12 protein-coding genes are annotated in these 13,908 nt (G+C 69.4%); all 12 read right to left on the minus strand.

Going from position 1 to position 13,908, the window contains the following annotated elements; translation table 11 throughout:
- Positions 1 to 297: 297 nt before the first annotated feature.
- The gene (locus tag VGT00_14135) at positions 298 to 1,023 is read right to left on the minus strand and encodes an ABC transporter ATP-binding protein (GenBank protein ID HEV8532555.1); all 726 of its coding nucleotides are present in this window, start codon (positions 1,021 to 1,023) and stop codon (positions 298 to 300) included.
- A complete protein-coding gene (locus VGT00_14140) occupies positions 1,020 to 2,849 on the minus strand; it encodes a branched-chain amino acid ABC transporter ATP-binding protein/permease (GenBank protein ID HEV8532556.1) in 1,830 nt (609 codons plus the stop codon). The genes VGT00_14135 and VGT00_14140 overlap by 4 nt, the downstream gene beginning before the upstream one ends.
- Positions 2,846 to 3,715 carry a branched-chain amino acid ABC transporter permease gene (locus tag VGT00_14145; protein HEV8532557.1) on the minus strand — a complete coding sequence of 290 codons (870 nt, stop codon included), beginning with the start codon at positions 3,713 to 3,715 and terminating at the stop codon, positions 2,846 to 2,848. The genes VGT00_14140 and VGT00_14145 overlap by 4 nt, the downstream gene beginning before the upstream one ends.
- A gap of 70 nt (positions 3,716 to 3,785) precedes the next feature.
- A complete protein-coding gene (locus VGT00_14150) occupies positions 3,786 to 4,964 on the minus strand; it encodes an ABC transporter substrate-binding protein (protein ID HEV8532558.1) in 1,179 nt (392 codons plus the stop codon).
- A 25-nt stretch (positions 4,965 to 4,989) separates the two neighbouring features.
- On the minus strand, positions 4,990 to 6,354 hold the full coding sequence (locus VGT00_14155) for a sigma-54 dependent transcriptional regulator (GenBank protein HEV8532559.1): 1,365 nt from the start codon (positions 6,352 to 6,354) through the stop codon (positions 4,990 to 4,992).
- Positions 6,354 to 8,621 (minus strand): ATP-binding protein, encoded by a 2,268-nt coding sequence (locus tag VGT00_14160; GenBank protein ID HEV8532560.1) that lies wholly within the window; start codon positions 8,619 to 8,621, stop codon positions 6,354 to 6,356. Before VGT00_14160 ends, VGT00_14155 begins: the two co-directional genes overlap by 1 nt.
- On the minus strand, positions 8,618 to 9,217 hold the full coding sequence (locus VGT00_14165) for a DUF4390 domain-containing protein (protein ID HEV8532561.1): 600 nt from the start codon (positions 9,215 to 9,217) through the stop codon (positions 8,618 to 8,620). Before VGT00_14165 ends, VGT00_14160 begins: the two co-directional genes overlap by 4 nt.
- A 285-nt stretch (positions 9,218 to 9,502) precedes the next feature.
- Positions 9,503 to 10,420, minus strand: coding sequence for a UDP-3-O-acyl-N-acetylglucosamine deacetylase (gene lpxC / locus VGT00_14170; GenBank protein ID HEV8532562.1), 918 nt, complete (start codon positions 10,418 to 10,420; stop codon positions 9,503 to 9,505).
- Between the two features lie 179 nt (positions 10,421 to 10,599).
- Complete coding sequence (locus VGT00_14175; protein ID HEV8532563.1) at positions 10,600 to 11,346, minus strand: 16S rRNA (uracil(1498)-N(3))-methyltransferase; 747 nt, start codon at positions 11,344 to 11,346, stop codon at positions 10,600 to 10,602.
- Positions 11,343 to 12,224 (minus strand): 50S ribosomal protein L11 methyltransferase, encoded by an 882-nt coding sequence (locus VGT00_14180; protein HEV8532564.1) that lies wholly within the window; start codon positions 12,222 to 12,224, stop codon positions 11,343 to 11,345. Before VGT00_14180 ends, VGT00_14175 begins: the two co-directional genes overlap by 4 nt.
- A gap of 41 nt (positions 12,225 to 12,265) precedes the next feature.
- Entirely contained in the window at positions 12,266 to 13,360 is a 1,095-nt protein-coding gene (dnaJ, locus tag VGT00_14185) for a molecular chaperone DnaJ (protein HEV8532565.1), read from the minus strand.
- Positions 13,360 to 13,908 (minus strand): nucleotide exchange factor GrpE (gene grpE, locus VGT00_14190; GenBank protein ID HEV8532566.1); only part of this gene is annotated, 549 nt, incomplete at its 5' end. The genes grpE and dnaJ, both read right to left, overlap by 1 nt.

The following is a 13,908-nucleotide window of genomic DNA, read 5'->3' on the forward strand; positions in this document are numbered from 1 at the left end:
CGAGGAGCCCGGGTGCCTGGAGGGTGAGCAAGCGACCATCGGACCAGAGCACGTTGATCGCGCGCTCGAAGACCGAATGGACTCGACCGGCCAGCGAAGGGGCTCGATGCGCCCTCTCGCGAGTGTGGCTCCCCAGCCGGGTCACACTCAATTGGGACTGGGGGGGAGCGGCGCCGCTCCCGATGGAGGGTTGGTTCGGCTCGCCTCGCGGCTGCGCCTCACAGTGCCATCCCCAGACCCCCCCACCGAATTCACTAGCGGTGGGCGCGAGAATCCAGGCGGGCATGGCGATTGGGATCATACACGGCGTCCGAGATACGCGTCGATCACGGCGGGATTCTCCCGCACGGCCTGGGCGGGCCCTTCGATGGTGATGCGGCCACGCTCGAGGACATAGGCGCGATCGGCCAGGGCCAGGGCCTGGGCGGCCATTTGCTCGACGAGCAGTATAGTCACCCCTTCCGCTCTCAGCCGCTCGATGGCGGCGAAGACTTCGCGCACGAGCATGGGCGCCAGGCCCAGCGAGGGCTCGTCGAGGAGCAGCACGCGCGGACGCCCCATGAGGCCCCGCGCCACGGCCAGCATCTGCTGCTGGCCGCCCGACAGGCTGGCCGCCGGGCTGCCGAGCCTCCCGGCGAGAGCGGGGAAGAGCGAGAGCGCGCGCTCGAGGTCGGCGCGAATGGCCTTCTCATCGCGCCGGCCCGGGCGGGCCACGGCTCCGAGCAGGAGGTTGTCGCTCACGCTCTGATCGCCGAAGATCCCGCGTCCCTCGGGCACGAGCGAGATTCCACGTCGCGCCACCCACCAGGAGGGCCGTCCGGCGATGTCGTGGCCATGGGCGGCGATGCGACCGGCGGCGGGACGGAGGACGCCCGCGATGGCCTTGAGCAGCGTGGTCTTGCCCGCGCCATTTCCTCCGATGACCGAGACGATTTCCCCTTGCCGTACCTCGAGGGAGACGTCGTGGAGCGCGCCCACGGCGCCGTAGGAGACGTCGAGGCCGGACACGGTGAGGGCGGTCATGGGGCGGCGCCGAGATAGGCCTCGATGACGGCGGGGTCGCGCCGGATGTCTTGAGGGGCGCCGTCGGCGATGACGCGGCCGTAGTCGAGCACGGTGATGCGATCGGATACCGCCATCACCAGGTCCATGTGGTGCTCGACGAGAATGGCGGTCAGGCCGCCCTCCCGGCATAGCTCCGTCAGCTGGCGATCGAGCAGACCGATCTCGATGGGAGAGAGCCCGGCCGCGGGCTCGTCGAGCATGAGCAGAATGGGCTGGGTGGCCAGGGCCCGCGCGATCTCGAGCCGGCGCCTGAGCCCGGCGGGCAGGGAAGCCGCGTCCTGCGCGGCGAGGCCGCCGAGCTCCTGAGCCTCGAGGTGGGCGCGCGAGGTCGACTGGATCTCGGACTCGCGCCGCCGCGCGACCGGTGTCGCGACCAGAGCGCCGAGCACGGAGCCCAGTCGCGGGCCGGCCACGCCGACGGCGACATTGTCCCGGACGCTGAGCTCGCCGAAGAGCTGTGCGGTCTGAAAGGTACGCGCCACTCCGCGCCGGGCGACCGCATAGGGTTGAAGCCCCGCCAGGGATCGGCCCTCGAGGGTGAAGTTGCCGCGATCCGGCGTGTAGTAGCCGGAGAGCACGTTGAGAAGCGTGGTCTTGCCGGCGCCATTGGGGCCGATGACGGCGTGAATACTTCCCCGCTCGACCACGAGATCTGCCTCGGCGAGCGCGGCCACGCCGCCGAAGGACAAGCTCACGTCGCTCGCTCGGAGGAGAGGACCGACCCCCTCACCCTTCCCTCTCCCCCACTGGGGGAGAGGGTTAGTGGGTGGCTCGGCTCGGTGGGGCACCGTAGTGATCCCTCTCCCCTCTGGGGAGAGGGTCGCCGTTCGAGCCGAGACGCTCGCCTCGAGCGACGAGGCGAGGGCTGAATAGGTAGGGGCGGGCCGCCCACGGCGCGCCTTCGATAAGGCGCCGACCACGCCCTCGGGCAGCCAGTAGATCGAGATCAGGAGGAGCGTGCCGTAGAGGATGAGGCGATAGTCGATGAGCCGAGTCAGCAGCTCGGGCAGCAGAGTCAGGGCGAGGCTGCCCACCACGGGACCGGCGATGCGGCCGAGCCCGCCGAAAAGGAGCGCGAGAAGAAACAGGATGGAGGTCTGGAGCGTGAAGCTGTCAGGGGAGATATAGCCGTTGGCGAACGTGAAGAGAGCGCCGGCCGCTCCCGCGAAGGCGGCCGACACGGTGAAGGCCACGATGCGGACATAGTAGGCCGAGAGCCCCAGGGACTCGGCCGCGACCTCGCTCTCCTTCACGGCAAGAAAGGCGCGCCCCCAGGCCGAGCCTCTGAGGTTGGCGGTGAGCCAGAGCGCGAGCGCCGCGGCGAGCATCACCGTCCAGTAGTGGCTGCGCAGCGCGGGCTTCGGGATATTGAAGATGCCGCCCGGGCCTCCTGTCACCGAGCCCCACTCGATCAGCACGCCCTCCACGATGAGGCCGAAGGCGATGGTGACCATGGCGAGGTAGGGGCCGGACACGCGAAGGGCCGCCGCGGCGACGGCCGCGCCCACGACGGAGGTGACGACGATGGCCGCCACCATGGCCGCCCATTGGTTGAGCCCCGCGCGGGTGACGCACAGGGCGGCCGTATAGGCGCCGAAGGCATAGAGCCCCGCATGGCCGAGCGAGGTCTGCCCGGTGAAGCCCGCGAGGACATTGAGCCCCGAGGTCACGATGGTCAGGAGCCCGATGCTGATGGCGACGTAGAGATAGTACGTATTCGACGTGAGGAGCGGGATGGCGGCGGCCGTCCCGGCCATGACGATCCAACCCAGCCGCTCTCTCACACCCGTCTCGAGGGCTTCTGGCCCAGGAGTCCCCAGGGCCGGGCGATGAGCACCGCGATCACGAGACCGAAGCCCACGATCTCGCGGGCCCGCGTGGAGACGTAGCCGGCCACGAACGATTCCACGAGGCCATAGCCGAGGCCGGCCAGGATGATGCCGGGCGCGGAGGTCAGTCCCCCGATGATGGCCACCGCGAAGGCCTTGAGCCCGATGATGGTGCCCATCTGCGGCGCCACGTTGAGGAGCGGCGCGAGGAGCACGCCGGCGATCCCCGCGAGGAGCGCGGAGAGGGCATAGGCGACCATGACGGCGCGCGGGATGTTGATGCCCAGGAGCCCGGCCGCCTCGGGATTCCAGGCCACGGCCTTGAGCTGCTTGCCGTAGGACGTCCGGTGATAGAAGAGCTGGACCAGCCCCATGAGGGCGAGGCCGACCACCGGGACCAGGAGCTCTTGAGGGTAGAAGCCCACGGAGCCGACCATGATCGGCTTCTGCATGAGCGGCGAGGGAAAGGCACGGGCATCCTTGCCAAAGGTCAGCTGGGCCACGTTCTCGGCGATGATGCCCACGGCGATGGTGGCAAGGAGCCACGCCGGGGAGGCCCGCAAGAAGAAAGGACGGACGGCCACGCGCTCGACGAGGGCGCCGTAGCCGGCGAGGGCGACGAGGGCGATCAGGAGCGCCACGGGAAAGGGCCAGCCCAGCGCGACGAAGCCCGCGTAGGCCCCCACGGCCCCCGCCATCACGGCGTGGCCCTGGGAGAAGTTCATGGTCCGGCTGGTCACCCAGGTGATGTGGTACCCGAGGGCGACCAGCCCGTACATGCTGCCGAGGGCCAGCCCCGTGACGAGCAGCTGGATCGTCATTCGATGCGGGGTCCTCGAATGGCCCCCGCACTCCCCCGGTTTCGCGCTTCGGCTCGCTCTCGCGCTTGCACTACCTCGGGGCGACGGGAACGATCTTGCCGCCTTTCCACACGACCATGACGTAGTCCTCGTCCGTCAAGGCGTCGTGCTGCTCGGCCGTGAAGGGCCGCTTGTAGGACTTGATGAGGCCCTTGTACTCGCTCTTCAGGCTCTCGAGAGCATCCCGCACCTTGGAGCCGTCGGTGGCGCCGGCCTGCTCGATGGCGAGGGCGACGAGATGCAGGCCGTCATAGGCGTTGGCGGTGCCCACGGGCGCGATGACGTCGCCCGGCTCCTTGATGCCGTGCTTCTCGCGCAGCATCTTGAGCACGTACTGCCCGCGCTCGTTCTGCTTGCCGAAGAAGGTGTAGGTCTGCAGGAAGACGACGCCGTCGGAGAGATCACCCGTCAACTCGGCGAAGCGGCCGCCCGAGATCCCCCAGTGCGAGATCATGGCCGTGTCCCAGCCGAGCTTGGCCTTGGAGCGCAGAACCTGGGCGCCCTCGGGGGCATTGGCCACGAGCACGATGTGATCGGCCCCGGCGTTCTTGAGCCGGAGGAGCTGCGGGCTCATGTCCGGATCGCCCCAGTTGAAGCGCTCCACGCCCACCGCTTTGATGCCCTTTTCCCCGAACCACTTGGTCAGCCCCGTCTCGTTCGACTGCCCCCAGGGCGTGTTCTCGAGGAGGAGACCGGGCTTGCTCTTCTTCATCGTCTCCATGGCGTAGCGGGACAGGAACCGGTCGACGTAGTCGTCATTGGCGGAGACGCGGAAGACATAGTTCGGGCTTTGCCCGTTGCGCGTGATGTTGGTGCCGGCCGCCCACGCGCCCATGTACGGGGTCTTGAGCTCGTGCCAGACGGGCACCTGGGCCAGGGCCACGGTGGTGTGCAGCCCGCCGAACACGGCCACGACCTTCTCGCGCTCCACCAGCTCGCGCGCGATGGTGACGCCCTTCTGCGGATTGCCCTCGTCGTCGCGGATGACCAGCTCGAGCTTCCGGCCTCCGAGCACGCCGCCCTTGGCGTTGATCTCGTCGATGGCGATCTGGAGCCCGCGCTTGATGGCCTCGCCCGAGGCGGCCGAGCCGCCGGAGACGGCGGCGGAGAGCCCGATCTTGACCGGCTCCTTGGACTGGGCAAGCGCCGGTCCCGTCGTGGCGAACACGACGGACAGGAGCGAGGCGATGACGACGGCGAAGCGACGCATGCGAACCTCCTTGGCGGGTCGGGGCCTACTGCTTGGGGGGCGTGATCCCGTAGCTCTTGAGCTTGCGATAGAGGTGGCTGCGCTCGATGCCGAGCCGCTCGGCCGTGCGCGTCATGTTCCACTCGTGCGCGCGCAGCTCACCCAGGATATAGGCGCGCTCGAAAGCCTCGCGGGCCTCCTTGAGGGTCTTGTCCTTCTGGGCCTCTTCGGCTGTCCCGCCTTCTCGCGTGCGGAGGGGGGGCGGCAGGTCTTCGGGCCCGATGACGTCGCGGGGGGCCATGATGACGAGCCGCTCGACCATGTTCCTGAGCTCGCGGACATTGCCCGGCCAGTCATAGGCCAGGAAATAGGCCAGGGCCTCCACCGAGATGGTCTTGGGCCGCCGGCCGTTCTCGGCCGAGAAGAGCGAGATGAAGTGCTCGACGAGGGTCGGGATGTCTTCTTTTCTCTTGCGGAGAGGGGGCACCTCGATGGGGATGACGGAGAGTCGGTAGAAGAGGTCTTCGCGGAAGCGGCCGGCGGTGATCTGCTCCTGCAAGTTCTGGTTGGAGGCGGCGAGCACGCGCACGTCCACGCGTATGGTCTCCTTGCCCCCCACGCGCTCGAAGGCCTGCTCCTCGAGCACGCGCAAGACCTTGGCCTGGGTCTTGAGGCTCATGTCGCCGATCTCGTCCAGGAACAGGGTGCCGCCGTCGGCCAGCTCGAACTTGCCGCGGCGGCGCGCCACCGCGCCCGTGAAGGCTCCGCGCTCGTGCCCGAAGAGCTCGGACTCGATGAGCTCTTCCGGGATGGCCGCGCAGTTGACCTCGACGAAGGGCCCCTCCGCCCGCGCGGAGCGGGCGTGGACGGCGCGGGCCACCAGCTCCTTGCCCGAGCCGTTCTCTCCGTGGATGAGCACGCGGCCGTTGGTGGGCGCGGCGATCATGATCTGCTGGCGCAGCTCCTCCATGACCACGCTCGTCCCCACGATCTCCTGGCCGCGCTCGACGCGCATGAGCAGCTGCTGGTGCTCGCGCTGGAGCCGCGCATGCTCGAGGGTGCGGGTGACCACGAGCAGCATCTTCTCGAGCGAGAGCGGTTTCTCGACGAAGTCGTAGGCGCCGAGCTTGGTCGCCTTGACGGCCGTCTCGATGGTGGCGTGGCCGGAGATCATCACCACCGCCGCCTCCGGCCGCCGCTGCTTGATCTCGGCCAGGGCCTCGAGGCCGTCCATGCCGGGCATCCAGATGTCGAGAAAGACCAGATCCGGCGCCTCGTCGGAGAGTCGCGCCAGCGCTTCCTGGGCCGAGCCCACCGCCGTCACGCGATAGCCCTCGTCCTCCAGGACTCCGCGCAGGGTGGCCTGGATGGCGCGCTCGTCGTCCACGATCAGGATGTGCTCGCCGGGCATCAGGCGGTCCCCACGGGTGGCGCGCTCTCCACGGCCGCCGCCGCGGCCAGCCGGCCCACGGGCAGCTCGAGCACGAAGCGCGTGCCCTGTGGCGTGGCGTCCTCGACCCAGATCGTGCCGCCGTGATCGGTGACGATCTGGTGCACGATGGGCAGACCCAGGCCCGTGCCACTGGCCTTGGTGGAGAAGTAGGGCAGGAAGAGCCGCTCCTTGTCGTCGGCGGGGATGCCGGGGCCGTCGTCGGCCACCACGATGCGGGCCCGGCGGCTCTCCGGCAGCCAGATGGTCTCCACGGAGACCTGCCCCGTGCCGCTGACCGCCTCCACCGCATTGTCGACGAGGTTGAGCACGGCTCGTTTGATCTGGTCGGGATCCACGTCCACGGGCGGCATGTCGGGCGAGAAGGAGGACTTGATGGCAAGCTCAGGATGCGATTCGCGGTAGAGCACGACCACGCCCTCGAGCAGGCGCCCGAGATCGGTCTCCTTGGGCTGGAGGGCGGGCATGCGCGCGAAGCGGGAGAACTCGTCCACGAGCTGCTTGAGCCCTTCCACCTCCTCGACGATGGTGGCCGTCGCTTCTTCGAGCAGGCGCTTGTCCTCGGGGCTCCGATTGGTGGACAGCCGCCGGCGCAGCCGCTGGGCGGAGAGCTGGATGGGGGTGAGCGGGTTCTTGATCTCGTGCGCGATGCGCTGGGCGACCTCGCGCCAGGCGGCCAGGCGCTGGGCCTTCAGGAGCTCCGTGAGGTCGTCGAAGACCAGCACCATGCCCAAGTACTTTCCGTCGGGCCCCTTGAGGGCGGTCGCCGAGGCCAGGAGGGTCACCGCGTGTCCTTCGCGGCGCAGATGGACCTCGCGCTCCAGCGTGCCCTCGCGCAGGCGGTTCATGCGCTGGATGAGGGCACCGATCTCCGCGTGGAGCGGGGTGCGCAGCACGGCGGAGCCGGGCTGGCCGAGGGCCGTCGCCCCGGTGACGCCGAGCATGCGCTCGGCGGCGCCGTTGATGGTCGTGATGTGGCCCGCGGGATCGAGGGAGAGCACGCCTGTGGCCACCGCCTCGAGCACGGTCTCGGTATAGTGCCGGCGCTGCTCCACCTCCTCGTGCTTGGCCTGGAGGTCGCGATAGGTCTCGCGCAGCTTGGTCTGCGAGGAGGCGAGGTCGGCCGTCATCCGGTTGAAGGAGTCGACGAGGATGCCGATCTCGTCGTCGGCGCGCACCTGGACCCGGTAGTCGAGATTGCCCGCGGCCACCGCCCGCGTGCCCTCGGCCAGCATCTGCACCGGCTCCGTGATGCCCCGGGCCAGGTAGAGACCGAACCACGTCGCCGAGAAGACGATGAGGAGCGTCAAGAACGAGAAGATCAGGATGTACGTTCCCTTGAGCGGTTGCTTGAGAAGCTTGCTCTGCTTGTAGTCCTGGAAGGCCTGGCTGATGCCCCGCAGCCTCGTCTCCAGGCGCTGCGGCACGTAGCTGCCCACGACCAGGGTCCCCACCACGGACTTCTCGCCGCGGATGGGCACGATGGCCTGGATCATGTCGCCCTGCTCGAGCTCGTGGACCGTGGTCACCTCCTGCCCCGCGAGCGCTTGCCGCAGCTGCTCCCGGTTGACCGAGCGCGTGAGCACCGAGGCGAGCCCCGGATCCTTGGCGTGGACCACGGCCACGCCGCCCCGGTTGAAGACGGTGACGGCGGCGAGCCCCAGGCGCTCCTGCTGGCCGTTCAGATAGGTCGTCAGGACCGGTCGCTGGGCGAGGCCCATGAAGCCTTCGCGGGAGACGACGTCGGCCATGTAGCGCGCGTGGCGCAGCACCAGGGCCTCCTGGCCCTGGTAGTACGTTTGCGCCACCTCTAGCGCAAGATCGAGGGGCCGCTCGACCTGCGGCTTGAACCATTGATCGATCGCCTTGTTGATGATGTTCGACCCGATGAAGACGATGAGGATGGCCGGAAAGAGGGCCAGGGAGATGAAGGCGAGGACGAGCTTGGCCTTGAAGCGCGAACCCAGGACCTTCTGCTTTCTCTCGAAGAAGAGCTTGACGAGATTGCGGAAGAGCAGGACCACGAGCAAGAGGAAGACGATCAGATTGAGATTGAAGAGAGCGAAGACCCCCAGATTCCAGGCCAGCGGCACGTCCGGGGCGTGGATCCAGACCCGGAAGCCCCACCACGCCGCGATGAGCAGGGTGAGAGCGCCCAGGACCAGCACGACGTTGCGCCGGCGCCTGCCGCGCTCGTCTACCGGCTCCCCGCGGGTGAGGGGGCTCACTGGCGCCTCGTCGGGGTGAGCAACGGTGACTGCACCCAGTCGGTCTCGGCCGCCTCCCCGTTGAAGCGGGCGAGCCAGGTGTTGACGCCATTGAGGGAGACGGCGGCGCGGAGGCGCACGAAATAGAGCTCGCGCGGGTCGAGGGAGGCGTCGGGGGCGAGCTTGCCCACGCGGAGCTCGGAGACCACGCGCTGGGCCTCGCGGAGCTGCTTGCTGACGAAGAGCTCGCGCTCCTCTCCCGCCGTCGAGGCGACCTTGTACTCCTTGGTGGCCGGGTTATAGGTGAGCTGGCGATCGATGGTCCGCGACTGGATGAGCCGGTTGCGGAATCGCTGCTGCCAGAGCTCGACCACGAAGCGCACGTGCACGGGCACGCCGCTGTGCAGGCTCTCGTGCAGGTCGGCGGGCACGGCGCCCAGGAGCACGCCCTGGACGGTAACGTCGAAGTCGTTCAGGAAGACCGAGAGGCCGGTGATGCGGAGGTCACTCTGGGCTCGGGAAACCGCGGGGGGCAGGCAGAGCAGGAGCAGCAGCAGGGCGACCAGGGCGATCACCCGCGGGCGCGTCGAGCGGGTCAGGATGGTTGATCTACGCATAGGCCGGGCACGCCATTATATCGTCGGGCCAGCCCGGGAGCTTGAGAAGTCCAGGCGGGACTACGGGGCGGCGAGGAAGCCTGGCTAGCCTGGACTATTAGCGAGACAACGCCACCCTCACCCAGCCCTCTCCCTCTTCGAGGGAGAGGGATTCATTTTTTGATCCCTCGCCCCCGGAAGGGGAGGGGGCCGCGGTTCGAGCTGAAGGGCGAAGCCCTGAGGGCGAGGGCTGAGTAGATAAGGGGGAGGCCAGGATACGGTACGCGCGCTCGTGAATAATTCGGGCTAGAGAGCGGCGATGCCCGCCTGCGGGGAAAGTTCCCCGCCGGGCACGAAGGTCGCCGGGTGAATCCGGGAACGGCTGGTGCGCGGACGGCGCTCGGCGGCGAAGGCCCGTCTCACGGCCGCGGCAAGCTCGTGGTTGAGGGCGTGCCCCCCGTTCTTGCCGGTGACGTGCGCGCAGAGCGGCCGCCCCAGCAGGTGGAGATCGCCTACCAGGTCGAGGATCTTGTGGCGGACGAACTCATCCTCGAAGCGGAGGCTGTCGTTGAGGACGGCGCGCTTGCCGACCACCACCGCATTGTCGAGCGAGCCCCCACGGGCCAGCCCGTTCTTCCTCATCGTCGGCACGTCCTTGAGGAAGCCGTAGGTGCGCGCCGCCGCCAGCTCGTCCACGAAGGCGGCTTCCGTCACCTCGAGGGATACGATTTGCTGGCCGATGACGGGATGGGGATTGTCGAGCGTGTAGGTGATGCGGAAGGACTCCGACGGCGTGATCTCGAGCCAGCGGTGGCCGTCGCCCACCCGGATGGGCCCGCGCACGACGAGGGGCCGGCGCGGGGCGGGAAGCAGCGCGGCGCCGGCCGAGTAGAGGAGATCCACGAATGGCTTGGCGCTGCCATCGAGGGCCGGGACCTCCTCCGCGTTGACGTCCACGACCAGATTGTCGATGCCGAGCGCGGCCGCGGCCGCCATGAGGTGCTCGATGGTGCGCACGCGGACGCCGAAGGCTCCCACCGTGGTCGCCGCGCGCCCATCGACGACGTGCTCGATGTCAGCGGGGACCAGGGTGCCGTCGGCTGCGCGGAAGAGAATGCCGGTGTCGGCGGCGGCCGGAGTAAGCGTGAGCTGAACCGGCTCGCCTGAGTGGAGACCTATACCTTCTACACTGACCTTCCGTCTGATGGTTCGCTGAAGGTCCATGTCCGGCGGCAGTACTAGCAATCGAGGTGCCACGGGTGGAGGATAGCCGCAAGATACCGACTTGACGGCGTTCTTTCTCCTCCGCCCCAACCGGCTATACGCGCTGCCGTTGCATGGATCACACGGCCTGCAGCCCTGCTTGTCTCATTTCCGCATCGATTGAGATCGGAGTCCGCTCTTCACGGGGCGCCCCCGGTGAGATCGCCATACCTGGATTGCAGAAGGGCCAGTCCCACGGGCCCGGCGGTCTCGGTTCTCAAGATGCGCGGCCCGAGGCCACCGACAATGGCCCCGGTCCGGCGGAGCGCCGCGACCTCTTCGTCGCCCAGGCCGCCCTCGGGACCCACGACGAGCGTGACACGGGGGCAGGGGGGAGGCGGCAGCTGCGGGCCCAGCGGCTCGGGCGCCCCCTCCCACAGACAGACGAGCAGACCGGAGGGCCCGCTCTGCGCGAGCCACGGGACGAGGCCCACGGGGGAAGCGACTTCGGGAATAATGCCGCGGCCGCTCTGCTTGGCCGCCTCCTTGGCCACGCGCTGCCAGCGCGAGAGGCGGGAGCCCGTGCGCCCCGGCTCCATGCGCACGACGGTACGCGCGGTGATGAGGGGAACGATACGCGCGGCGCCGAGCTCGGTGGCCATGCGGATGATCCCCTCCATCTTGTCGCCTTTCGGAATGCCCTGGGCGAGCACGAGGCGGCAGGGTGACTCGCTCGCTCGCTCCTCGCGCGCGAGGACAGTGCCCTCGGCGCCGCGCGGTCCCACCCGCTCGATCCGTACCGTCAATACGCCGCCGGCTCCGTCTATCGCCTCCACCACCGCGCCGGCGCCGAGTCGCAGCACGCGCGTGAGGTGACGGCTCTCCTGCGCGTCGAAGGCGACGTGGGCGCCCGAGACGGCCTCGGGGCGGATGTGAAAGCGGCTCACGGAGCGCCCGCCCGCAGCCGGAGCCCGGACCATCCCTCGATCACGAGCCGCTCCTCGAGCGCGAAGCCGGCGCCCCCGAGCGCCTCGATCACCTCGGCGTCCTCGTGCTCCAGGATGCCGCCCAGGATGAGCTGGCCACCGGGCGCGACGAGTCGCCGGTAGCGCGGGGCCAGGGCCAGGTGGGTGTGGGCGAGGAGATTGGCCAGAACGAGCGGGAAAGGAAGCCGATCGTGGAGCAGCTCGGGGCCGGCCAGGAGAAGATCGAGGCGGTCGGGGCAATCGTTCAGCGTAGCATTGCGGCGCGCGGCGGCGATGGCGTCGGGGTCGATGTCGAGACCCAGCACCCGCTCGGCGCCAAGCTTGAGGCAGGCCACGGCGAGGATGCCCGTGCCCGTGCCGATGTCGAGGACCAGGGCCGGCGGCCGCTCGCCGATCGCCTCGTCCAGCAAGGCCAGGCATCCTTCCGTGCTGCCGTGATGGCCGGTGCCGAAGGCGCGCCCCGGCTCGATGACGATGGTGACTCGGCCGGGCGCCTCGGCGGACTCCCAGGACGGGCGCACCCAGAGCCGGCGTCCGATCGCGCGGGGCGGGAAGGACTGCTGCCAGGCGCTGGCCCAGGCCTCCTCGACGAGCGGGGCGATCTCGATCTCGCCCTTCGCGGTCGCGAAGCCGAGGGCCCTGAGCTCGGCCGCATAGGCGGCCACGCCGGCCATGAGTCCGGTCGATGAGGCGCTGTCAGGAAAGAAGGCGCGGACCCGAGGCGGGTCCGCCGGACCCTCTTCCTCGACGACGCCGAGGGCACCCTGCTCCCACAGGAAGTTCGTGAACCCTTCGGCGGTGTCGGGCGAGGTTGGGACGGTCAGCTGCCAGAAGCCCATGGATCCAGGAACTCCTACCGCAGGCCTCGTGCCGTCTGCCTTCAGCCGCCGAAGAGCTTCTTCATCCGCTCGAGGAAGGAAGCGAGGAGGGGACCCGACGACTCCTTTGAAACCTCCCGGAGCTCCTCGAGGATCTGCCGCTCGCGCGCGCTCAGCTTCGCGGGTACCTCGACCACGACTTCGTAGATGGCATTGCCGCGGCCGCGCCCCCGCAGGTGGGGCATGCCCTTGCCCTTGATGAAGAGGCGCTGGCCCGGCTGGGTGCCCGCGGGCACGTGGAGCCGCGCCTTGCCGTCGAGGACGGGCACGTCGACCTCGTCTCCCAGGCACACCTGCGGATACGTCAACGGCAGCGCGCAGACGAGATCGGCGCCCTGGCGCACGAAGATCTCGTGCGGGCGGACATGGAGCAGCACGTAGAGATCGCCCGCGGGGCCACCGGCGAGCCCGCCTTCGCCCTCCCCGGTGAGGCGGAGCTGATTGCCGTCCTCGACGCCGGGCGGGATGGTGACCTTGAGGAGCTTCTCGCGCGCCACGCGTCCCTCGCCCTTGCAGCTCGTGCAGGGGTGGCGGTTGATGCGGCCCGCGCCCGCGCAGGCCGGGCAGGGCCTCGCCACGGTGAGGAAGCCCTGCGAGAAGCGGACCTGCCCCTGCCCGCGGCAGGTGGCGCAGACTTCCGGCGTGGTGCCCGTCTCCTGTCCCGAGCCGTCGCATGTCTCGCAGGTCTCGTGGCGCGGGATCTGGACCTTGGTCTCCGTCCCGCTGGCCGCCTCCTCGAGCGAGATCTCCAGACGGTACTGGAGGTCCTGGCCGCGCCGCGCGCGGGTGCGCCGGCCTCCGCCGCTGCCTCGGAAGAATCCCTCGAAGAGGTCCTCGAAGATGGAGCCGAAGCCCGCCTCGAATCCGGAGGGGGTGGCGCCCACGCTGCCGAAGCGATCGTACTGCGCGCGCTTCTCGGGATCAGACAGCACGCTGTAGGCCTCGCTGACTTCCTTGAAGCGCGCCTCGGCGGCGGGATTGCCGGGATTCTTGTCGGGATGGAACTGCCGGGCGAGGGTGCGGTAGGCCTTCTTGAGCTCGGCGTCATCGGCGTCGCGCCCGACGCCGAGGATGGTGTAGAAGTCCCGGGCCGCCACTAGGACGGGTCGGGGGCCATGGCCACGGTGACCATGGCGGGGCGGAGCACGCGCCCGTTGAGGGCGTAGCCGCGGGCCGTCTCGTCCACCACCGTGCCCTCGGGGGCGCCTGGTCCGGCGGGCACGCGCGCCACGGCCTCGTGTCGCTCGGGGTCGAAGGGCTGGCCGACCGAGGCGAACGGCGTCACCCCGACCTTTTCGAGGACGCGCAGCAGCTCGCGCTGAATCAGCTCGACGCCGGAGACGACGGCGGCGGCGCCGGGCTCGCTCCGCGCGGCGAGGAGGGCCCGCTCGAAATTGTCGAGCACGGGCAGGAGCTCGCGCACGAGCGACTCGGTGGCATAGCGCGTGTAGTCCTCGCGCTCGCGCGCCGCGCGCTTCTTGGCATTGTCGAACTCGGCGACGGCCCGCAGATAGCGGTCGCGTTGCTCGTCGGCCTCCCGGGTCTTGGCCTCCAGCGCCTCGCGGAGCTTCTGGATCTCGTCTTCGGCGGTCGGGAACAGCTCGTCGGCGTCAGTCATGATACAGAAAGTATAGCAGACACCCCC

The organism is Candidatus Methylomirabilota bacterium, from assembly GCA_036002485.1.
Taxonomy (GTDB): domain Bacteria; phylum Methylomirabilota; class Methylomirabilia; order Rokubacteriales; family CSP1-6; genus AR37.